A 21855-nucleotide genomic window follows, 5' to 3' on the forward strand; every position below is an offset into this window, starting at 1 on the left:
GACTCCGAACAAATTTTCTCTGATGGGCTTTGCGAGCGGGCAGGATGGAGGCTTCAAAATGGGCAGAAGAGATCTTTTGTTCGGGATTCCGTCCCCACCTCGGAGGGAACTGCGAGCAAACCTTTCTCTTGGACAACGCGCTGGCGGCAGTTTTGAGGGGCGCCGAAAACGCGATAAATCATAAAGCATTGTAAAATATATGCTTTTTCTCGAGGTTACCGCAGCTTCGAAGATGCAAGAACAGTAGTTGATACCGTTTGGTCGGGGTCGCATTTCAAACCGGATGACACTCCGAGCGAAATTTACTCCTGCTCAACTGCGCGCGTGCTTTCTCTGGCGGCTTTCATGGCTGCTATGATTGATGAAGATGTTGTTTTAAAACAATAATTATTCTTTCGTTTGTCGGCCTACGACTGCCCTGAAAGATGTCGTGGCGATTTTTCTGTCCCGGGCGCGTCCGGCCCGTTTTGGGCAATCGCGACTCCGAACAAATTTTCTCTGATGGGCTTTGCGAGCGGGCAGGATGGAGGCTTCAAAATGGGCAGAAGAGATCTTTTGTTCGGGATTCCGTCCCCACCGCCATGTATGTTCAATTTGCGTATTATATCAGTCTTGTACCACGACATTTACAAAGGATGATACATCCTGCCCGCTATAATCGGAGATGGCGGAATCGTGCGCTTCAACGACAGCGTTGTGCCGGACGGAGGGCGTTCGGAAATCGGCGTGGAGGTGTAGCGATGACCGCCAGCATACTTTGCTGATGACATATCGGGCAGAGAATGGTTTTGGCGGAATGAATATTGGCGAGGCGACGGCCTTGATAGACAATGAAACCTGCCACGCGACCGCTGTGATCATCGAATAAGGTCAGGGCCACCGTTTTGCGCGCGCCCGGCGGTGCCGACGCGCCATCCGCGTCTGGATCAGCCGGAAAAGGCCGGCCATGTCGCCGCTCCATTTTCGGGGCCGTGAGCCACGCAACGGACCTGAAATCGAAGGGTCCTGACCCTGAAAGATCCCAGTCCGGAGATCCGGCTCAGCCCGTGTGCATGGGCACTACCTTTGAAAGTCTCGACCTGCTAAGGCACGGTATGACCTGTTCGACTGCTGCGCATCCGGCGTTGTCGTGGCGCTTTCTTCACCTGGGGACCCGGCTTTTGCTGGGCGGACTTCTGTTCGCCCTTTGCACGTGGACTCCGGCGTACGCCGAGGGAACGTCCGCCTGCAATCCTCCGGCCGGGCAACCGGAAGAACAGTTGCGCATTGGCATCCGCGAGGCGCCGCCTTTCGTCGTCGACGACGACTTGCGCGGTCTGCGAGGGCTGTCGATTGACCTTTGGGAAAGCGTCGCAGCCGGGATTGGTCTCGAGAATGGCTACGTCTATGTGGAATGTCCTCTCTCTGCGCAGATTCCTGCGCTTGAGGATGGCGCGCTGGACGTTGTGATATCGCCCTTGACGATCACGTCAGAGCGGACGGAGCGCTTCGATTTCTCGGTCCAGTATCTGTCATCGGGCCTTGTCGTCGCGCGCTTGCAAACCGAGGGGATCGACTTCCGATACGCCGGGCAAATCCTGTGGAACATGCTGATGCAGCAACGGACGGTCATCGCAGTTCTCAGCTTCATTGCCCTCAACATTCTGCTCGCTTACGCGGTTTCACGCCGTGTCAAGGGCACCTCCGATGAAGACGCGCCAGACCGGCCAATGGGACGTGGTGCGTTTTTCATGTACGAGACGATGGCGCGTACCTCGGGTCTCAAGTCGCTTGAAAACGCTTTCCCGACAGCAACCGGGCGCCTACTGGAGGCTGCGATGGTGGTCGTGGGCCTGACCTTTTCGGCCGGTGTATTTTCTGTTCTCACGACATCTTTCATAAACTCTGTTGACCGTACCGAAACGGTGGCGTGGGACGAACTCCCGTTGCATCGGGTCGCAACACTTGCAAACTCCACCGGCCAGAGCTTCATGGAAAACAGGGTCGAGGCCGACGCCTTGTTTCGCTGCGACCGAACGCTGCCGAAAGACAAAGAGACCGGCTGCCTGATCGCCCCAAGCTGGGACGCCGCGTTGCAGCATCTGCAAGCGGGGGACGTAGATGTTGTCCTTGGCGACTGGCTTCAACTGACATATCTTGCACGGTCCGGCGCATATCCGCGTGTCCAGATACAGCCTCGAAGCTTTGTCAGCGAACCATATGGCTGGGGTATCACTCTCGAGCAGGATGCACTACGACGAAAGATCGACCGCGAGATTCTCGCGCGGCTGCGTCACGTCCAGTGGCGCGAGTTGGTCCAGGAATATCTCGGGGAAGGCTCGATATCGCCGCAATAAAAAACAGGCCCGAAAGGAATGCCATCATGCGCAATGCGCAGCCAACCGGGCCGCCCAAAAAGGAGAAAGGGTCACTGAGTGACGTGAATCTCGAAACCGCACGACAGTACGATCTGTATTTCGGTGCCGGTCACTACGATCGTCGATATCCCCGCCCAAATACTGCTGTGCTGAACGCTGTTCTGGCTCACATGCCGGCAGGCGGCTCGGTGCTCGACTACGGATGCGGCAGTGGCCGCTATCTTCTGCCACTCGCCGAGTTTTGTGGCAGTGTCATAGGATATGATATTTCGGACACTGCATTGCGCGGGGCACAAGCCAGACTGGCAATGTCCGGGCTGGCGGAAAAGGTTGTGCTGACCGGGCCGGATCCCGCTTTACTCGACGCGGTCATCGCGGAGGCCGGGCCCGTCGATGTCGCCGCATGCCTTTTCGGCGTGTTGAGCCACATTGAAACGGCCATGGCGCGCCGGGACGTTTTGCAGCGTCTCTCCGCGATGCTCCACCCGGATCATGGGCGGATCGTGGTGTCGGTGCCCAACCGTCGTCGTCGGTTTCGGGGCGAACAGCGCGCTCAGAGACGCTGCGAGGGCGGTGAAATCCGCTATGCGCGCAGTTTCGGCAGGGACCGGGTTCAGCTGCCCTACATGCTTTACGATTCCGCCTCGCTTGCGCGCGAACTCGAAATGGCAGGGCTCGTGGTAGAAAGCATCCGGGCAGAGTCAATTTTTTCCGAAAAATCCATAACCAACAACCGTTGGATCGGCGCGCTGGACGCGGTCCTGCGCCGGACCTGTCCGGCCAAATTCGGGTACGGCATGATCGCGGTTGCACGCCCGGCATGACGCGCCCGGTTGTACTTTTCGTATTGATCGCGGCCCTGGTGCTTTCTGTGGTTCCGGCGACAGCCGACACGCTCGACAATATCCGGGATCGAGGGATCATCACGGTCGGCGTGAAGGCGGATTACGGCGCCTGGGGCAGCTACAATTCAAGCGGCGCCATCACCGGTATGGAGCCGGATATTGCGGCACACATCGCCGACGCACTTGGCGTGTCGCCGCGGCTTGTCCCGGTCACCTCGGCCAATCGATTGGCGCGACTGGAACAGGGGACCGTTGACCTGGTCATCGCGACCATGGGGGCCACGGTCGAAAGGCGCAAAGCCGCCCGTCTGATTTTGCCGCATTATTATGCCAGCGGCGTTCGACTGCTGAAACGATCGAACTCGCCCTTTGCCGAGTGGGGGCAGCTACGCGGCCGATCAATCTGCCTTGTGCGCGGCGCCTACTACAACCGTCACTTGAGTGAATCCCTGCTGATCGAGCCTCTTACGTTTTCCACGCTCGTCGATGCCAAGGCAGCCCTGCAGGACGGTCGCTGCGCCGGGCTGGCCTATGACGATACTGCGTTGGCCGGGATGGTGGCCGAGCCGGGATGGGAGGACTTCGAGGTCGCAATGCCCACCATCAACGGCACCCCCTGGGCAATGGCCGTGGCGCGCGGCGCCGAGTCAAGGCAGCTGGCCAGACGCATCGGTGATCTTGTCGCCGCGTGGCACGCCGATGGCACGCTGCTGTCGATCGAAGAGCGGTGGCTCGGGACGACATCCCCCTTTCTCGAAGAGATGCAGACGCTCTGGTCGCGGGAAGCATCCGACGGAATGGTCTGCCGCCGTGGCCCCGAGGGTGCGTTCCCGGAAGACTGCCTGATTTCGACAATCGCGAGATCGGGTCGCCAGATTTCAACGCCAGATTGGGTCGGCGCGGTCGACGCCGCCACTGGCCTCGACGTCACCGTCTTTTTTGATCCGTACAATCGCTCGCGCCTGCTGACCGGGCTTGCGAACACTGTTGCGATATCAATCACGGCCATCCTCGGCGCCTGCTTTTTCGGTATCGGCATGGCCGCGCTTCTCTTGCGTACAGCTTCCGGGCCAGCGATCCTCGCGCCCATAGATGCCGCGGCCCGGGGCATCGTGGCGTTGGCGCAGCTGACGCCGCCCATTCTGCAGATTTATATCTTGTTCTTCGGCCTCACGGCCTGGCTGCATGACCGAACGGGTGTCCAGCCGGGGGCCTTCGCGATCGCGAGCCTGGTCTTCTCTGCCTATGCCGGGGCAACAATCGCGGTTCTCCTCCGCGCCGAGGTGCGACAAAACCCGGATATCGGGCTGATCAGGGCCTTTCTCGGAAGCTATGACGGGATCGTGGCCACGCTGGTCAACATCGTCAAGGCTGCCGGCATGGCCAGCGCGGTCGCCTATTTCGACATGATCACCGCCACCACGGATCTTGTGGGAGAAGGTGCCGACAAGGCTTTGATGATGAACCTTCTTCTTGGCTTCTACCTGGTCTTTGTCATGATCATCATGGCCTTCTTCGAAGCTCTTCGAAGGTGGCTGGAATGACGTTGAGCGAAATCTTCGATATTCTGCTCGCCTGGACGCCATACATGGCCAAGGGCTTTGTGATGAACCTCCAAATCTCGGGCCTGGCCATCCTGATCGGAACAACGGTGGGACTGGCAATCGGCCTGTTGCGGTTGATGCAAAGTCGTTTCATTGCTCTTGGCGCTCGCGGCGCCACCGCACTTTGCCGCAACGTGCCCTCGTTCGTGATGATGTTCTACCTCGCAGTTATGCTTCCACAGGAAATTGCGCTGCCCGGCGGGGGGGTGCAGCCTGTCGATCCGTGGATCAAGGCCGCCCTTGCTTTGGCCATTCCCGTGGCAGGGTTTTTGTCTGACCAGATCGTGGGCGCCAAAATTTCCGGGCGTCGCCTGTTCGGACCCACGCTTCGCATTGCATCGGCGCAATACGCGATGATTATAGTCATGGCGTCGGCCACAGCCTCTGTTATCGGTGCCGACGATCTCGTGGCCCGCGCGGGCCGGGTTGCGGCCATCACAGACACACCGGGATTTCTTACTTGGTGCTATGTATATGCCGCGCTTTGGTTTTTTGCGTTCGGCCTGCTGGCAAGAGCCGGCCTGAACTTCCTGGCTCTGCGCAATGCCAGAGATTGATGTCGGGCAACGCGTCTGGCCCTGTCTGCCCGGACCTTAGTTTTTGAGGTCATGAGAGCGGCCCGAGGTCCGGGCTGTCTGCGATGGCTGGCCGGGCGACGGATCACCAGCTTTCGGTTGCGCGGACCCTCGAAAATCCCAATACATTTGCTCCATGCGATTTAATACCACCGTCCTGGCCGCTTTTACCGCGCTCTGCGTGGCAATCGGCGTTTTCTGGCTCTCGCTCAGCTTTTTCCAATCCGAGGAAGAGGCCAAGGCCCGCGGACGGCTTTCGCTGTACCATAGCACCGTACGCTCGGAACTTGAGCGGTTTTCACACCTGACCTATGTGCTCGCGCGTGATACCCATGTGATCGACACCGCCACGGGGGGCGCGACCGGGCGGCTCGATCGCAGACTGGCGGCCTTTGCGGCGCAATCGGGGCTCGATGCGATCTATTTGATGCGGCGCGACGGGACGACAATTGCAGCCTCTAACGCCGGTCGCCCTGACAGCTTCGTGGGGCAGGATTACGCCTTTCGCCCCTATTTTCAGGCAGCGCGGGAGGGTGCGCAGGGACGGTTCTACGGCATCGGGGCGACCACGGGCCTGCCCGGCTATTTCATCGCCGACGCGGTGCGCGACGCCGAAGGCGGGCTGGCCGGGGTGATCGCCATCAAGCTGGATCTGACCGATCTTGAAGACGCCTGGCGCGCGGCCGGGGAACAGGTGTTCCTGGCCAATCGCGACGGGATCGTCCTGCTCTCGTCGGACCCCAGGTGGCGCTATCGCAGCCTGCGCGATCTGAGCCCGGATCAACGCGCCCGAATTGCGCAGGATCGCCAGTTTCCGGGGCAAGACCTCGCGTCTCTGGACTGGGAGCCCAGGGACGATGCGCGTGCCGTGATCGACGGGTCCGAGCGTATTCACTTGTCGGCTTCGGTGGCTCCACATGACTGGGTGCTTCACTACTTTGCTGATGACAACGCGGCCGTGACGCGCAGCTTGTTGCTGACAGGTCTGGTGATGCTGCTCGCGGGCGCGGGCTTCCTTGTGTCGCAGGTGCGCCGGACGCAGCGGATCGGCGCCGCCCTGCGCCGGTCCGAGGCGGAGGAGGCGCAGCTGCGCGAGGCCAACGAGCGGCTGGCCGTAGAGATCGATGAACGCCGCACGGCCGAACGCCGGCTCAAGCGGACGCAGGACGAGTTGGAGCGGGCGAGCCGTCTGGCCGCCCTGGGGCAACTGGCGGCGTCGGTCACGCACGAATTGGGCCAGCCCATCGCGGCGATGCGGAACCACCTGGCCGCGGCCGAGATCGGCGGGCAACCGGCGGTGCGGTTCATCCCGAGGATCACCGGGATCGTGGACCGGATGGAGGGGATCACGCGACAGTTGAAGTTCTTTGCCCGCAATGACCGCGAGGAATTTGGCCCGGTCGACCTGGAGGTCGTGGTGCAGGCGGCGCTGTCGCTGGTCGCGCCGAATATCTCCAACGTGGGGGCCACGACATCGGTTGATGCGCCGGATCAGCCCGTCATCGTGCGCGGCAATCAGTTGCGGTTGGAACAGGTGCTGACCAACGTGCTGCGCAATGCTGTGGATGCAGTGGAGAACTGTGCGGAGCGACGGATCGATATCATGCTCGGGCAAGGTCATGACATAGGCTGGGTCGAGGTGCATGATACCGGACACGGGCTGGGGCAGGCGCGCCTTGATGAATTGCAGGAGCCGTTTGTCACGACGCGCGAGAGCGGGCGCGGCATGGGGTTGGGCCTTGCGATTTCGGCGAATATCGTCAAGGCGCATCAGGGCCGGTTCAGCGCCGATAACCTTGCGCGGGGCGGTGCGATGTTCCGGATCGAGATCCCGCAACAGGGCATGGACAAGGATCTGAGCGCGGCATGAGCACATCAGGGACCTTCCGTATTCTGATTGTCGAGGATGACCGCGCGATGCGGCTTTCGCTCATCGACCTGCTGGAGTCGTCGGGTTGGTGCGTCGAGGCGCAACCGCGCGTCGAGCGGCTGGCCGAGCGACTGGAGGCATTCCAACCGGACGTGATCCTGTCTGACGTACGAATGCCGGGCATGTCGGGACTGGAGTTGCTGGACAGTCTCGATCGTGATCTGTCGCCGCCGCTGGTGCTGATTTCGGCGCATGGCGATATCGCCATGGCGGTGGATGCGATGCAGCGCGGGGCCTACAGTTTCGTCGAGAAACCCTATGAGCCGCGCCGGTTGCTGAACATCCTGCGCCATGCCGCGGATCAACATACCATGCGGCGCACGACCGAGCGGCTGAAATCGCGCCTGATGCAGCTTTCGGGGCTGGACAGGGCGCTGTTGGGTGAGACGCCTGAGACCGTTGCCTTGCGCGAAGAGGTGCTGGACCTGTCCCAGAGCGCGGCCGCGGTGATGGTGCAGGGTGAGACAGGCACCGGCAAGGACCTTGTGGCGCGGGCGCTGCATGACCTGAGCGGCGATGCGGCGGGGCCATTTCTGGCGCTCAACTGTGCCGCGCTGTCTGTCGAGGGCTTCGAAGCCGAGATGTTCGGGGCCGAGGGCGTGGCCAACGGGCGCTTGCAGGGGGCCGATGGCGGCACCTTGTTTCTGGATGAAATCTGCTCCTGCCCGATGCCGGTGCAGGCAAAGCTGTTGCGGGTCATCGAGGACAAGCAGGTCTTGCCGCTTGGCGCGACGGCCCCGGTGCCGCTGGCGTTCCGGGTGATTTCCGCCACCAACGAAGACCCCGAGCAGGCGGTGCGCGAGGGGCGGCTTCGGGCGGATCTGCTGTATCGCTTGAATACCACGATGATTGCCCTGCCCACGCTCAGGCAGCGGCGCAATGACGTAATGCTGCTGACGGCGCGATTCCTTGACGAGTTCGCGCGCCTATACGAGACCCGTGTGCCCGATCTGACGCCCGAGGACAGTGCGGCCCTTCTGGCGCACGACTGGCCGGGCAATGTGCGCGAGTTGCGCAGCGTGTGCGAACGCCGGGTGTTGAGCGCGCGGCGCGGGGCCGGGTCGATGGCGCAGGCGCTGCGCCGCGATGCGCTGGCCGATGATGTGCCGGACACGCTGCGGGCGGCTGTGGCCGCCTTCGAGCGCGAGCTCATTGCCAAGGCGATCACCGCGCATGAGGGACAGATGGAAGCGGTGGCCGAGGCGCTTGGCATCGGCCGGCGCACGCTCAACGAGAAGATCGTCAAGCTGGGGCTGGACAAGGGGGCGCTGCTGTAGCCTGCTTGCGGAAATCCGCAGGGCGGCTGTGACTGTCATGCGCGGTTTTCTTCCTAGGCATTGTTTGTGGCATGAAACAGGATTGCCGGCATCGTGACGCATGACATCTGGGAGGAGAAACCATGCCGAAACTGTTGAGTTATACCACCGTGGCCGCGATCAGCTTTGCCTTTGCCGGCGAGGCGATGGCGACCGAATGGAACGTCTCGCTGTGGGGCAAGCGCCGCGCCTTTACCGAGCACGTCGAGAAGCTGGCCGAACTGGTGAGTGAAAAGACCGACGGCGAATTCACCCTCAACATCAGCTACGGCGGCCTGTCGAACAACCGCGAGAACCTGGACGGGATTTCCATCGGGGCCTTCGAGATGGCGCAGTTCTGCGCGGGCTATCACCGCGACAAGAACCCGACGATCACGGTTCTCGAATTGCCGTTCCTGGGCGTCGAGACGCTGGAGCAGGAGCGTGAACTGTCGATGGCGCTCTACGACCATCCGGCCGCGCAGCAAGACCTGGCGCGCTGGAACGCGGAGCTTCTGATGCCGTCGCCGCTGCCGCAGTATAACCTCGTGGGGCTGGGCGATGCGCCCGGCAGCCTTGATGATTTCGCGGGGCTGAGCGTGCGCGCCACCGGCGGGATCGGCGCCGCGATGGAGGCCGTGGACGCGGTGCCCACCTCGATGTCCGCAACCGAAGTGCGGCAGGCGATGGATAGTGGCGTGGTCAAGGCCGTGGCCTTTGCCCCGCATGCGCACATGTCCTTCGGCACGATCGAAAACGGCGAGTGGTGGACCTCGAACCTCAACCCCGGCACGGTTAATTGCCCGGTCGTTGCCAATACCGACGCGCTCGACAGCCTGTCGGAGGATCATCGCGAGGCGCTTTTGGGATCCATCGACGAAGCGCTCGATCACTATGTCGACAACTATGAGAACAACACACTGGAGGCTTGGGGTCCGGCGCTCGAAGAGCGCGGCATCGAGGTGATCAGCTTTGACGAGGATGCACTCGCGAACTTCGAAGAGGCGGTCGCCGGCCCGGCCGCCGCAGCCTGGATCGAGGACATGAGCGATCGCGGCCTCCCCGCGCAAGAGCTCCACGACTTTGCCAGCGACACGTTGGCAGAGATCAAGGGCGGCTCCTGAGCCTGAGCTGCGCGGCCCGTGGTGTATGCGTCACGGGCCGCGGTCTTGCGACCTGAACGGGAGATGATCCATGGCAGGAGCGGCCTCTGTCCTGTCCGATACCAGCAGTCTGAGCAGGTTTGATCGTGGCCTCTACCGGATCGAGCGGCAGCTTGCGCTCTTGAGCGGGCTGGCCGTGTTCTCGCTGATGGTACTGGCGGTGGTTTCCGTGGGCGGGCGTAATTTTTTCAATCAACCGCTGCCCGGCTACGTCGACTGGATCGAGCAGATCATGCCGCTTATTGCCTTCATGGGCGTGGCCTATACGCAGCGCGATGGTGGGCACATCCGGATGGATATTTTCGTCGGGATGTTTCGTGGACGCGTACTCTGGCTGATCGAGTTGATCACCACGGTGCTGGTGCTGGCGCTGATGCTGCTGCTGGTCTGGGGCAGCTGGGCGCATTTCGAGCGCAGTTTCGACTGGAACGCGCCCATGTGGAGCCGGGACAGCACCATGGACATCGGCCTGCCGATCTGGCCGGCGAAGATCCTCGCGCCGATTGCCTTCGCCGTGCTGTCGTTGCGGCTGATGCTGCAGGTCTGGGGCTTCGGGCGGGCGCTGGTCACCGGAGCGGAGCGTCCGGTCGCGGTGCCTCTGATTGAGGATGCGGCGACGCAGGCCGCGCGCGAGGCCGCGCAGCTGAGCGGCCGCGATGAATAGGGAAGGCACCTGATGGAGCCGATAGACATCGGGCTTGTGGTCACCGGTCTGCTGCTGGTCGTCGTCATTCTTGGTATGCGCGTGGCCTTTGCCGCAGCCCTCGCAGGCACGCTCGGGCTGATCTGGATTTTCTGGTCCAAGAAGGGCTATGCGGGGGACGAGTTCGTCTGGGCGCTGACGGTGGCCGTCAAGACGGCCGGTCAGGTGCCGCATTCCAAGGTCAGTTCACAGGCGCTCAGCCTCATCCCCACCTTCATCATGATCGGCTATCTGGCCTATTACGCGGGGCTGACCAAGGCACTCTTCGAGGCCGCGAAACGCTGGATCGCCTGGGTGCCCGGGGGGCTTGCGGTCTCGACGGTCTTTGCCACGGCCGGATTTGCCGCCGTGTCGGGGGCGAGCGTGGCGACGGCGGCCGTCTTTGCGCGCATCGCCATCCCAGAGATGCTCAAGATCGGCTATGATAAGCGCTTCGCGGCGGGCGTCGTGGCGGCCGGCGGCACGCTGGCCTCGCTCATCCCGCCCTCGGCGTTGCTGGTGATCTACGCGATCATCGTCGAGCAGGACGTGGGCAAGCTCTTGCTGGCGGGGTTCGTCCCCGGTGTCTTTTCGGCCTTCGTATACGCGGCGCTCATCATCGGGCTGGCGCTGACCATCAAGGGATTCGGCCCGCCGGTCAGCGGCTTTACCTGGCGCGAGCGCTTCGTGGCGCTGCCACCCGCCCTGCCCATCGTCTTTGTCGTCGTGACGATCATCTTCTTCGTCTACAATCCGTTTGGTGGCGATGCCTGGGGCACACCGACCGAAGGGGGCGCGATCGGAGCGTTCGTTGTTTTCCTGATGGCGCTCTATCGAGGAATGCGCTGGCCCGAGCTGCGGGATGCACTGCTCGAGACGGCGAAACTGTCGGTGATGATCTTCACCATCATCTGGGGCGTGCTGATCTACGTGCGGTTTCTCGGCTTTGCCGACCTGCCCGCGGCCTTCGCCGACTGGATCACCTCGCTGACGGTTTCGCCGATGCTGATCCTGATCTGCATCCTGCTGGCCTATGCCGTGCTGGGCATGTTCATGGACGCGATCGGGATGCTGCTTTTGACGCTGCCCGTGGTCTATCCGGCGGTGATGGCGCTCAATGGCGGGGCGATGGTCTCGGCCGCCGACAGCACGTTCGGCATGTCGGGGCCTATGTGCGCGATCTGGTTCGGCATACTCGTGGTCAAGATGGCGGAGTTCTGTCTCATCACGCCGCCAATCGGCCTCAACTGTTTCGTGGTGGCCGGCGTGCGCGCCGATCTGAGCGTACAGGACGTGTTCCGCGGCGTGATGCCCTTCTTCATCGCCGATGCGGTGACAATCGGGTTGCTAGTGACCTTTCCCATGATCGTTCTGTGGCTGCCGAGCCTCGCTTAGAAAAGCCGCGACACGCGGGGTCCGGGAACACTCGAATTGGGTGGCGTGATCTCGATTCGTGGAAGATCCCGGGCCTGGCCGAGTATACCTTCGGCATATGCGCCTCGATCGGCGATGCCGGGCCGTTGGCCCTGCGCCTTCGGCGCGCTCCGGGCCGAGTGGGGTCTTGCCCCCATACTGCCGCGCTGAGCTTTCGCCTTCGCCTCATGCGGGTATGGTGGAGGCAGGGCGAAGGCGTGGTGCAAGACGACGCTGAAAGCATACTCTGGAACCGGCTGGCTGCGTGCGCCCCGTCTTGCCTCTGACGCCCGCAGGGGGCAGGTTGGCGGCCTGATCTGACCGGGCCGAGGGGGGCCGTTTTCATGATTCCTGTACGCGGTGTCGCCGGCCAGCGGGTGGCGGTTCTGGGGCTGGGCCGGTCGGGCCGGGCGGCGGTGATCGCGCTGCAGGCCGGCGGGGCCGAGGTGGTGGTCTGGGACGATGGCCCCGAGGCCGAGCGTCGCGCCGCCGAAGTGGGCGCCGCCCTGCGCGACCTGACCAAGCCGGGCGCCTATGAGGGGGTAGCGCTGCTCATCACCTCGCCAGGCATTCCGCATCTGTACCCCGCGCCGCATCCGGCCATCGCCCGCGCCTGGGAGGCGGGCTGCCCGGTGGACAACGACATCGGGCTGTTCTTCCGCAGCCTCGCGGGCGGGGAATGGGACGACTTCGACCAGCCGCCGCGGGTGATCGCCGTCACCGGATCGAACGGCAAGTCCACCACCGTCGCGCTGATCCATCACATCCTTGACCACGTGGGCCGGCCCAGTCAGCTGGCGGGCAACATCGGGCGCGGGGTGCTGGACATCGAGCCGCCCCATGACGGCGACGTGATCGTGCTGGAACTGTCCTCCTACCAGACCGAGCTGGCCCGCGCGCTGACGCCGGATGTGGCGGTCTTCACCAATCTCACCCCCGATCACCTGGACCGTCACGGAGGGCCGGGGGGCTATTTCGCGGCCAAGCGGCGGCTGTTCGCCGAGGGCGGGCCGGATCGCGCCGTCATCGGCGTGGACGAGCCCGAGGGCCGCTATCTGGCCAACCAGCTGGCCACCGGCCCGGCCGACGACCGGGTGATCCGCGTGGCCACGTCGAAACTGGCGGGCGAGGGCTGGCACGTCTTCGCGCGCAAGGGGTTCCTGGCCGAATGGCGCAAGGGGCGGCAGTTGGGGTCGATCGACCTGCGTGCCATTGCCGGCCTGCCGGGGCAGCACAACCATCAGAACGCCTGCGCCGCCTATGCCGCCTGCCGCACCCTCGGCCTTGCCCCGCGCGTGATCGAACAGGCGCTGCAGACCTTCCCCGGCCTGCCGCACCGCAGCCAGGTCATCGCCAAAATCGGCGGCGTGCGCTACGTCAATGACAGCAAGGCGACCAACGTGGACAGTGCCGCCAAGGCGCTCGCGGCCTTCGACCGGGTGCGCTGGATCTGCGGCGGGCTGGAAAAGGACGGCGGGTTGGCGGCGCTGGACGGGGCCACCGGATCGGTGGTCAAGGCCTATGTCATCGGGCGCGAGGCGGCGGATTTCGCGATGCAGCTGACAGGCGTCGAGGCCGAGGTCTGCACCGACATGGAAACTGCCGTGGCCCGGGCGGCCGCCGAGGCCGAACCGGGCGAGGTGGTGCTGCTGGCCCCGGCCGCGGCCTCGTTCGACCAGTATGACAACTTCGAGCGGCGCGGCGAGGATTTCACCGCGCAGGTCGCAAAGCTCTGACCGGGTCTCGGCCGCGCGCCGCTCAGGCGTGCCTGGCCATGGCGATGGCTTGTCCGGCCGCATGGGCCGAGGACCAGGCCCACTGAAAGTTGTAGCCGCCCAGCCAGCCGGTCACGTCGACCGCCTCGCCGATGAAATGCAGCCCCGGAACCGCCTTGGCCTGCATCGTCTTCGAGGACAGCGCGTCGGTGTCGATGCCGCCCAGCGTGACCTCGGCGGTGCGATACCCTTCGGTGCCGGTGGGGCGGACCTGCCAGCCGGTCAGGGCGTCGCAGAGACCCTGCAACCGGGTGTCGGACCAGTCGGCCATGTTGCCCGACAGATCGTGCCGCGCGCCAAGGTGCTCGACCAGCCGCGCGGGCAGGGGCAAGAGGCTGGACAGCCGCTTGCGCCCCGCGGTGGCCCGCGCCATGCGCAGGGTTTCGAAGAGGTCGGCGCGGGGGGCCAGATCAACGGTCAGACCCTCGCCCGGCTGCCAGTAGTTCGAGACCTGCAGCATCGCGGGCCCGGACAATCCGCGATGAGTGAACAAGAGCGCCTCGTCAAAGCCGGTGCCGTCTTCGGCCATGACCCGCACCGGGGTCGAGACACCGGAGAGCCCCGCGAAGGGATTGTCGGAAAAGGTGAACGGCACCAGCCCGGCGCGCGTCTCGGTCACCGGCACGTCGAATTGGGCGGCGATGTCATAGGCCCGGCCCGTCGCCCCCATCTTGGGGATCGACTTTCCGCCCATGGCGACCACAAGGTGCCGGGCGGTGACCTTCTGGCACCGCCCCTCGCGGGCGAGCGTGGCGTGAAACCGCGCGCCGTCGTGGGTGATCTCGCCCACCTCGGTTTGCAGCCAGAGATCGGCCCCCGCCGCGCGCAGCTCGGCCAGCAGCATGGCGATGATGTCCTTGGCCGAGGTGTCGCAGAACAGCTGGCCCAGCGTCTTTTCGTGCCAGGGGATGCCGTGGCGATCGACCAGGTCGATGAAATCCCACTGGGTGTGGCGCGCCAGGGCGGACTTGCAGAAATGCGGGTTGCCCGACAGGAAGGCCTCTGGCCCAGTGTGCATGTTGGTGAAATTGCAGCGCCCGCCGCCCGAGATGCGAATCTTCTCGCCCGGGGCCTTGGCATGATCGACGACCAGCGTGTCCGGCCCGGCATGGGCGGCACAATAAAGACCGGCGGCCCCGGCCCCAAGTATCAGCGTGTTGACCTGCATCGGCGGCTGACTGCCGGGAAATCCACCGCAGCGCAAGGGCGCGACACGTCCGCGCCTTATTTCACTGGAAATCATGGCGCCGCTCGGCTAGGCTGATGCCATTGACCCGGGTCAACCGGGCGTGAACGAGGCAGTCGAGCGGTAATGCCATGACAGAGATGGTCTATGGGGCCCTTCCGGCCACGTCCGGGGACCCGGTTCTTCCCCGTTGGTGGCGCACGGTGGACAGGTGGACCCTGTCCTGCGCGCTCGCCCTGTTCGGGATCGGCCTGCTGCTGGGGCTGGCCGCCTCGCCGCCGCTGGCCGAGCGCAACGGCTTTGCCCCCTTCCATTATGTCCAGCGTCAAGCGTTTTTCGGCGCGGTGGCCATCGCAGTGATGGCCGTGATGTCGATGATGTCGCCGACGCTGATCCGGCGGCTGGGCGTGCTGGGCTTTGTTGTCGCCTTCGTGGCCCTTCTGGGGCTGCCATTCTTCGGGACCGACTTCGGCAAGGGCGCGGTGCGCTGGTATTCGATGGGCTTCGGGTCTTTCCAGCCGTCGGAATTCCTCAAGCCCGGTTTCATCGTCGTCGCCGCCTGGTTCATGGCCGCCAGCCAGCAACTGGGCGGCCCGCCGGGCAAGTCCTATTCCTTTGCGCTGGCGCTGGTGATTGTCACGCTTCTGGCCATGCAGCCCGATTTCGGGCAGGCGGCGCTGGTCCTCTTCGGCTGGGGCGTGATCTATTTCGTCGCCGGCGCGCCGCTGTTCCTGCTGCTGGCCATCGCCGGGCTGGCCATCCTGGGCGGCAGTGTCGCCTATTCCAATTCCGAGCATTTCGCCCGCCGCATCGACGGGTTCCTCTCGCCCGACCTCGATCCGCGCACCCAGCTAGGCTACGCCACCAACGCCATCCGCGAGGGCGGTTTCTTCGGTGTCGGCGTCGGTGAGGGGCAGGTGAAATGGTCGTTGCCCGATGCGCATACGGATTTCATCATCGCCGTCGCGGCCGAGGAATACGGCCTGGTCTGCGTGGCCACGATCATCGCGCTTTACATGGCCATCGTGCTGCGCTCGCTGATCCGGCTGATGCGCGAGCGCGACCCCTTCATCCGGCTGGCCGGAAGCGGCCTGGCGGCGATGATCGGGGTGCAGGCAATGATCAACATGGGCGTGGCGGTGCGTCTGCTCCCGGCCAAGGGGATGACGCTGCCCTTCGTCAGCTACGGCGGCTCCTCGGTGATCGCCAGCGGCATTGCCGTGGGCATGCTGCTGGCCCTGACGCGCAGCCGCCCGCAGGGCGAGATCGGCGACATTCTGTTGCGCGGGGGGCGCTGAGCATGGCGCGCCAGCCGCTTCTGACCATCGCCGCCGGGGGCACCGGCGGGCACATGTTTCCCGCCCAGGCCCTGGCCGAGGCGATGCTGCGCCGCGGCTGGCGGGTCAAGCTTTCCACCGACGCGCGCGGTGCGCGCTATACGGGCGGCTTTCCACATGTGGTCGAGATCGAACAGGTCAGCAGCGCCACCTTTGCCCGTGGCGGCATGCTGGGCAAGGCGCTGGTGCCGTTCCGCATCGTTGGCGGCGTGATCGGCGCGGTCGTCAAGATGCTGCGCGACCGGCCTGATGTGGTGGTCGGCTTCGGCGGCTACCCGACGATTCCGGCCATGGCGGCGGCCACTCTGCTGCGCAAACCGCGCATGATCCATGAACAGAACGGCGTGCTGGGCCGGGTCAACCACATCTTTGCCCGTCGGGTGCACAAGGTCGCCTGCGGCACCTGGCCGACCGAGCTGCCCGCGCGCGTCGACGGGGTGCACAGCGGCAACCCGGTGCGCCGGTCGGTGTTGGACCGGGGCGGCGCCGGCTATATCGCGCCGGGCGACTACCCGATGTCGATCCTGGTAATGGGCGGCAGCCAGGGCGCGCGCATCCTGTCCGATGTGGTGCCGCCTGCCATCGCCGGATTGCCCACGCCCCTTCGCCGCCACATCCGCGTCAGCCACCAGGCCCGCGAAGAAGATCACGCGCGCGTCGCCGACTACTACGCCAGCGAGGGTATTTCCGCCGACGTGCAGAGCTTTTTCAACGACTTGCCCACCCGCATGGCCGAGGCGCAGCTGGTGATCAGCCGCGCCGGCGCCTCGTCGGTCGCCGATATCTCGGTGATCGGGCGGCCGTCGATCCTGGTGCCGCTGGCCATTGCCACCGCCGACCACCAGTCGGCCAATGCCCGCGCCCTGGCGCAGGCCGGCGCGGCGATCCTGGTGCCGGAATCCAAGCTCGAAGTCGGCACGTTGACCGAACAGATTTCGTCGGTCCTGTCCGACCCCGAGGGCGCGGCGCAGATGGCGCAGGCGGCCCTGTCGGTGGGCAAGCCCGATGCGACCGAGGCCCTGGTGACCCTCGTGGAGGGCCTCGCCGGAGCGCACCCCAAGTGATGGATGGACACCCGCTCATGAATGCCGCAGCCACGAAACTCCCCCTCGATGTCGGCCCGATCCATTTCGTCGGCATCGGCGGCATCGGCATGTCGGGCATCGCCGAGGTGCTGGTCAACCATGGCTATGTGGTGCAGGGGTCGGACCTGAGATCTTCGAAGATCACCGAGCGGCTCAAGGCCCTTGGCGCGCTGATCCACGAGGGCCAGCAGGCCGCGAACCTGGAGGCGGCCGAGGTCGTCGTGATTTCGTCGGCCATCAAACCCGGCAATCCCGAACTGGACGAGGCGCGCCGCCGGGGCCTGCCGGTGGTGCGCCGGGCCGAGATGCTGGCCGAACTGATGCGGCTGAAATCCAACGTCGCCGTCGCCGGCACCCACGGCAAGACCACGACCACCACCATGGTTGCGGCGCTGCTGGACGGCGGGAAATTCGACCCCACGGTGATTAACGGCGGTATCATCCATGCCTATGGCTCGAACGCGCGGGTGGGCGAGGGTGAGTGGATGGTGGTCGAGGCCGACGAGAGCGACGGCACCTTCAACCGCCTGCCCGCCACCATCGCCGTGGTCACCAACATCGACCCCGAGCACATGGAGCATTGGGGCACCGAGGAGAACCTGCACCGGGGCTTTTACGATTTCGTCAGCAACATCCCCTTTTACGGGCTGGCCGTCTGCTGCACCGATGACGCGGACGTGCAGGCGCTGGTGGGCAAGATCACCGACCGGCGCGTGCTGACCTACGGCTTCAACACCCAGGCCGACATCCGCGCGGTGAACCTGAGCTATGACAAGGGCGTGGCGCATTTCGACATCGCCCTGCAGGCCGAGGGCGCGGTGATCGCGGGCTGCACCCTGCCCATGCCGGGCGACCACAACGTGTCCAACGCGCTGGCGGCGGTGGCCGTGGCCCGCCATCTGGGCATGAAACGTACGGAAATCCGGGCCGCGCTGGCCGGGTTCAAGGGCGTGGGGCGGCGCTTCACCCGCGTGGGCGAGGTGGGCGGCGTCACCGTGATCGACGACTACGGCCACCATCCGACCGAGATCGCCGCCGTCCTGCGCGCCGCGCGCCAGGCCAGCGCGGGCCGCGTGATCGCCGTGCACCAGCCGCACCGCTACACCCGGCTGCACCACCACTTCGACGACTTCTGCGCCTGTTTCAACGAGGCCGATGTCGTCGCGATCGCCGAGGTCTACGCCGCCGGAGAGACGCCCATCGAAGGCGCCAGCCGCGACGACTTGGTCGCCGGCCTGACCCGCGCCGGCCACCGCGACGCGCGCGCCATCGACACGCTCGACGACCTCACCGCCATCGTGCGCGCCGAGACGGGCCCCGGCGACATGGTCGTCTGCCTTGGCGCCGGCACCATCAGCGCCTGGGCCAACGCCCTGCCGGCGCGGTTGGCCGGATGACCGCCCTCTGGATCATCGTGGGCGCGGTGGTCCTTTTCGCGCTGGTCAGCGTGACGCATATTTTGCGGCGGTTTCTCTTCGCCTTTGTCGTCGCCGCGGGCGGGCTTTTGCTGCTGCATTTTCAGGCCAACCCCGCCGAGGCCGGGGCGGCGCTGGCGGCGATGGGGGGCGGTGTGGCGCTGGCCTCGCCGCTGCGGCGGATCGTGACGGGGGGATGGCTGTGAGCCTGCCGGTGCTTCTGTCGATCCTCTGGGCCCTTGCCGCGAGCGGGACGGCACTTCTGCCCCTGCGGCGGCAATACCTGCCGGGGGTCACGCTGTTGATTGCGGCACCGGTCCTGATCCTTTGGCTGGGCGCGGCGCATGGCTGGGGCTGGTCGGCCCTGGCGCTGGCCGCTTTCGTGTCGATGTTCCGCAACCCGCTGCGCTATCTCTGAGCGCGTGCGCGGGCGCGGGCGCGGGCGCGCGGGCAGGCAGCGGAGCGTCCGCGATGAGCGCGTCTCTGATCGCCGTCTTCCTCTGGGCCATCGCGGCAAACGTGCTGGCGCTGATCCCCAGCCGCGACAACCACTGGAAGCGGGCCTATGTGCTGATCGCAATCGGCGTGCCGCTGCTGGGCTGGGTCACGGTGGAAAATGGCCCCTGGGTGGGGCTTTTGGTGCTGATCGCGGGGATGTCGGTGCTGCGCTGGCCCGTCCTGTTCCTGGGGCGTTGGCTGCGGCGGCGGGTTGAGCGCGCCCGGCCCAAGGCGTAGAAGCGGCACATGACACTTGACTTCAACCTGCCCGAGGTGCGCGGCACGCTGACCCGGGGCCGGGATCTCTCCGGCCTGACCTGGCTGCGCGTGGGCGGCCCGGCGGATGTCTTCTTTCAGCCCGCCGACGAGGCCGATCTGGCCGCCTTCCTGGCCGCGCTGCCCGAGGCGGTGCCTGTCTTTCCCATGGGCGTCGGGTCCAACCTGATTGTCCGCGATGGCGGCATCCGCGGCGTGGTGATCCGCCTGGGCCGGGGCTTCAACGGCATCTCCATCGAGGGGCAGACGGTGAGCGCCGGGGCGGCGGCGCTGGATGCCCATGTCGCGCGCAGGGCCGCCGAGGCGGGCTGCGACCTGACCTTCCTGCGCACGATCCCCGGGGCCATCGGCGGCGCCGTGACCATGAACGCGGGCTGCTACGGGGATTACACCGCGGATGTTCTGCGCGCGGTGCGCGTCGTGCTGCGCACTGGCGAGGTTGCGACGCTGCCTGTGGCAGAGCTTGGCCTGGCCTATCGCAGCAGCAGCCTGCCCGCGGGCTGTGTCATAACCGAGGCGGTTTTCGATGCGCCTGCGGGCGCCCCCGAGGACCTGACCCGACGCATGGAAATTCAACTGGCCAAGCGCGACGCCACGCAGCCGACCACGGACCGCACCGCCGGGTCCACCTTCCGCAATCCGGCCGGGTTTTCCAGCACCGGGCGGGCGGATGACAGCCACGACCTGAAGGCCTGGAAGGTGATCGAGGAGGCCGGGATGCGCGGTGCCACGCTGGGCGGCGCCGTGATGAACGACAAGCACCCGAATTTCCTGACCAACGCGGATGGCGCCACGGCGGCGGACCTTGAGGGTCTGGGTGAGGCGGTCCGAAAAAAGGTTTACGAAAACAGCGGCCTCACGCTAGAATGGGAAATCATGCGGGTCGGTGAACCGGCCGCTGACAGCTAAGCCGGGACAACCGGCACGGCCCGACAGGCAGGGGCCGACAAGCGAACAGGCACGGACCGCGCAGAAGCGGTCCACAAGACAGGGCCGCGCAGAAGCGGTCGAAAAACAAGAGGCCGCGCCAAAGCGGCCGCAACCCGAGGCGGTGAGCGTGTCGAGCAGGGCACCAAAGACCATTGCCGTCCTGATGGGCGGCCCATCTGTCGAGCGGGAGGTTTCCCTCAGCTCGGGCCTGGAGTGTGCGGCCGCCCTGCGCGTTGCCGGTTATGACGTTCACGAAATCGACGCCGGGCCGGATCTGGCCGCGCAGCTTCAGACGCTGCGGCCCGATGTGGTCTTCAACGCGCTGCACGGCCGCTGGGGCGAGGACGGCTGCGTCCAGGGCCTGCTGGAATGGCTCGGGCTGCCCTACACGCATTCCGGCGTGTTGTCCTCGGCGCTGGCCATGGACAAGCAGCGCACCAAGGACGCCTACCGCGACGCCGGGCTGCCGACGATTGACAGCCTGCTGGCGGATCGTGCCACGATCGAGGCGGGCCACCTCATGGCGCCGCCCTATGTGGTCAAGCCCAACAACGAGGGGTCCAGCGTCGGGGTTCATATCGTGACCGAGGCCGCGAACGGCCCGCCGACCCTCGCCCCGGACCTGCCCGAGGTCCTGATGGTCGAGACCTATGCACCGGGGCGCGAGCTGACGACCACCGTGATGGGCGACCGGGCGCTGACGGTCACGGATATCGTCACCGAGGGCTGGTATGACTACCACGCGAAATATGCCGAGGGCGGCTCGCGCCACGAGGTGCCCGCCAAGATCCCTCAGGATATCTTCGACGCCTGTCTGTCCTTCGCGCAGCGCGCCCATGACGCCCTGGGGTGCCGGGGCCTGAGCCGCACGGACTTCCGCTGGGACACGGCGCGCGGCCTGGACGGTCTGATCCTGCTGGAGACCAACACCCAGCCGGGCATGACGCCGACGTCTCTGTCGCCCGAACAGGCGGCCCACTGTGGCCTGGATTTCCCGGCGCTGGTGACATGGATGGTGGAGGACGCCTCATGCGGACGTTGAGACGCAACCGCTCGGGCGCCGCACCCCGCGATCCCGCGCCATCGCGCTGGGGCTACCGGTTCCAGCGCTGGATGCTGACACCCGGCCTGCGGCGGCTGATCGTCGTGGGGTTGCCGCTGCTTGCCGTCGGTGGGGCGCTGACGGCCTGGGGGGCGCAGGAGGCGAACCGCCAGATGGTCGCCGAGGCCTTTGCCAAGGCCCGCATGGAATTTCTCGGCCGCGAGGAATTCAGCGTCCGCGTGATGGCGGTGGACGGGGCCGACGAGGCCCTGTCGCGCGAGATCCGCACGGTCCTGCCGGTGGAATTTCCGACCTCGTCCTTCGAGCTGGATCTCAAGGAAATGCGCGCCCGGGTGGCCGCGCTCGCACCGGTGGCCGAGGCCGCGCTGCGGGTGCGCCCGGGCGGTGTGCTGCAGGTGACCGTCGAGCAGCGCCAGCCGGTGGCCG

Annotated in this window: 20 protein-coding genes and 1 pseudogene; 20 read left to right on the plus strand and 1 reads right to left on the minus strand. The window is 65.4% G+C overall.

Annotation, left to right across the window (positions count from 1 at the left end; genetic code table 11):
- From ACH107_RS17655 to murD, 11 genes are all read left to right on the plus strand, one after another.
- Positions 1–184, plus strand: a 184-nt coding sequence (locus tag ACH107_RS17655) for a hypothetical protein (protein ID WP_412506958.1), incomplete at its 5' end; no start/stop codon positions are given.
- A gap of 868 nt (positions 185–1052) precedes the next feature.
- Positions 1053–2336, plus strand: a complete 1284-nt coding sequence (locus ACH107_RS17660) for a substrate-binding periplasmic protein (protein WP_412506959.1) — start codon at positions 1053–1055, stop codon at positions 2334–2336.
- 26 nt (positions 2337–2362) lie between these two features.
- Positions 2363–3181: a class I SAM-dependent methyltransferase gene (locus ACH107_RS17665; RefSeq protein ID WP_412506960.1), complete on the plus strand. Its 819-nt coding sequence runs from the start codon at positions 2363–2365 to the stop codon at positions 3179–3181.
- A 23-nt stretch (positions 3182–3204) separates the two neighbouring features.
- On the plus strand, positions 3205–4746 hold the full coding sequence (locus ACH107_RS17670; RefSeq protein ID WP_412506961.1) for a transporter substrate-binding domain-containing protein: 1542 nt from the start codon (positions 3205–3207) through the stop codon (positions 4744–4746).
- On the plus strand, positions 4743–5363 hold the full coding sequence (locus ACH107_RS17675; protein WP_412506962.1) for an ABC transporter permease subunit: 621 nt from the start codon (positions 4743–4745) through the stop codon (positions 5361–5363). Before ACH107_RS17670 ends, ACH107_RS17675 begins: the two co-directional genes overlap by 4 nt.
- 154 nt (positions 5364–5517) lie before the next feature.
- The gene (locus ACH107_RS17680; protein WP_412506963.1) at positions 5518–7251 is read left to right on the plus strand and encodes a sensor histidine kinase; all 1734 of its coding nucleotides are present in this window, start codon (positions 5518–5520) and stop codon (positions 7249–7251) included.
- Positions 7248–8588: a sigma-54-dependent transcriptional regulator gene (locus ACH107_RS17685; protein ID WP_412506964.1), complete on the plus strand. Its 1341-nt coding sequence runs from the start codon at positions 7248–7250 to the stop codon at positions 8586–8588. Before ACH107_RS17680 ends, ACH107_RS17685 begins: the two co-directional genes overlap by 4 nt.
- Before the next feature lie 122 nt (positions 8589–8710).
- On the plus strand, positions 8711–9730 hold the full coding sequence (dctP, locus tag ACH107_RS17690) for a TRAP transporter substrate-binding protein DctP (protein WP_412506965.1): 1020 nt from the start codon (positions 8711–8713) through the stop codon (positions 9728–9730).
- Positions 9731–9800: 70 nt separating this feature from the next.
- Complete coding sequence (locus ACH107_RS17695; protein ID WP_412506966.1) at positions 9801–10433, plus strand: TRAP transporter small permease subunit; 633 nt, start codon at positions 9801–9803, stop codon at positions 10431–10433.
- Positions 10434–10445: 12 nt separating this feature from the next.
- Complete coding sequence (locus ACH107_RS17700) at positions 10446–11846, plus strand: TRAP transporter large permease (RefSeq protein WP_412506967.1); 1401 nt, start codon at positions 10446–10448, stop codon at positions 11844–11846.
- 362 nt (positions 11847–12208) lie between these two features.
- Positions 12209–13600: a UDP-N-acetylmuramoyl-L-alanine--D-glutamate ligase gene (gene murD, locus ACH107_RS17705; RefSeq protein ID WP_412506968.1), complete on the plus strand. Its 1392-nt coding sequence runs from the start codon at positions 12209–12211 to the stop codon at positions 13598–13600.
- Positions 13601–13622: 22 nt separating this feature from the next.
- Here the strand turns inward: murD and ACH107_RS17710 are convergent, their stop codons facing one another.
- Entirely contained in the window at positions 13623–14807 is a 1185-nt protein-coding gene (locus tag ACH107_RS17710) for an NAD(P)/FAD-dependent oxidoreductase (RefSeq protein ID WP_412506970.1), read from the minus strand.
- 149 nt (positions 14808–14956) lie between these two features.
- Here ACH107_RS17710 and ftsW point away from each other — a divergent pair, with 149 nt between their 5' ends.
- The 9 genes and pseudogenes from ftsW to ACH107_RS17755 all read left to right on the plus strand — a co-directional run.
- Positions 14957–16123, plus strand: a complete 1167-nt coding sequence (gene ftsW / locus ACH107_RS17715; protein WP_310690581.1) for a putative lipid II flippase FtsW — start codon at positions 14957–14959, stop codon at positions 16121–16123.
- A gap of 2 nt (positions 16124–16125) precedes the next feature.
- A complete protein-coding gene (locus tag ACH107_RS17720) occupies positions 16126–17226 on the plus strand; it encodes a UDP-N-acetylglucosamine--N-acetylmuramyl-(pentapeptide) pyrophosphoryl-undecaprenol N-acetylglucosamine transferase (RefSeq protein ID WP_310690580.1) in 1101 nt (366 codons plus the stop codon).
- Entirely contained in the window at positions 17226–18644 is a 1419-nt protein-coding gene (gene murC / locus ACH107_RS17725) for a UDP-N-acetylmuramate--L-alanine ligase (RefSeq protein WP_405049828.1), read from the plus strand. The genes ACH107_RS17720 and murC overlap by 1 nt, the downstream gene beginning before the upstream one ends.
- Positions 18641–18868 (plus strand): hypothetical protein, encoded by a 228-nt coding sequence (locus ACH107_RS17730; RefSeq protein ID WP_310690578.1) that lies wholly within the window; start codon positions 18641–18643, stop codon positions 18866–18868. The genes murC and ACH107_RS17730 overlap by 4 nt, the downstream gene beginning before the upstream one ends.
- Positions 18859–19080, plus strand: a complete 222-nt coding sequence (locus ACH107_RS17735) for a DUF2484 family protein (RefSeq protein WP_310690577.1) — start codon at positions 18859–18861, stop codon at positions 19078–19080. The genes ACH107_RS17730 and ACH107_RS17735 overlap by 10 nt, the downstream gene beginning before the upstream one ends.
- 53 nt (positions 19081–19133) lie before the next feature.
- A complete protein-coding gene (locus ACH107_RS17740) occupies positions 19134–19397 on the plus strand; it encodes a DUF2484 family protein (protein WP_412506969.1) in 264 nt (87 codons plus the stop codon).
- Between the two features lie 9 nt (positions 19398–19406).
- Positions 19407–20345, plus strand: coding sequence for a UDP-N-acetylmuramate dehydrogenase (murB, locus tag ACH107_RS17745; RefSeq protein ID WP_310690575.1), 939 nt, complete (start codon positions 19407–19409; stop codon positions 20343–20345).
- Positions 20346–20529: 184 nt separating this feature from the next.
- Positions 20530–21408 (plus strand): D-alanine--D-alanine ligase, encoded by an 879-nt coding sequence (locus ACH107_RS17750; RefSeq protein WP_412506971.1) that lies wholly within the window; start codon positions 20530–20532, stop codon positions 21406–21408.
- Positions 21396–21855: pseudogene (locus ACH107_RS17755) on the plus strand (cell division protein FtsQ); the annotation flags it as partial. The gene ACH107_RS17750 and the pseudogene ACH107_RS17755, both read left to right, overlap by 13 nt.

The sequence above is a fragment of the Roseovarius halophilus (ex Wu et al. 2025) genome (assembly GCF_047086965.1).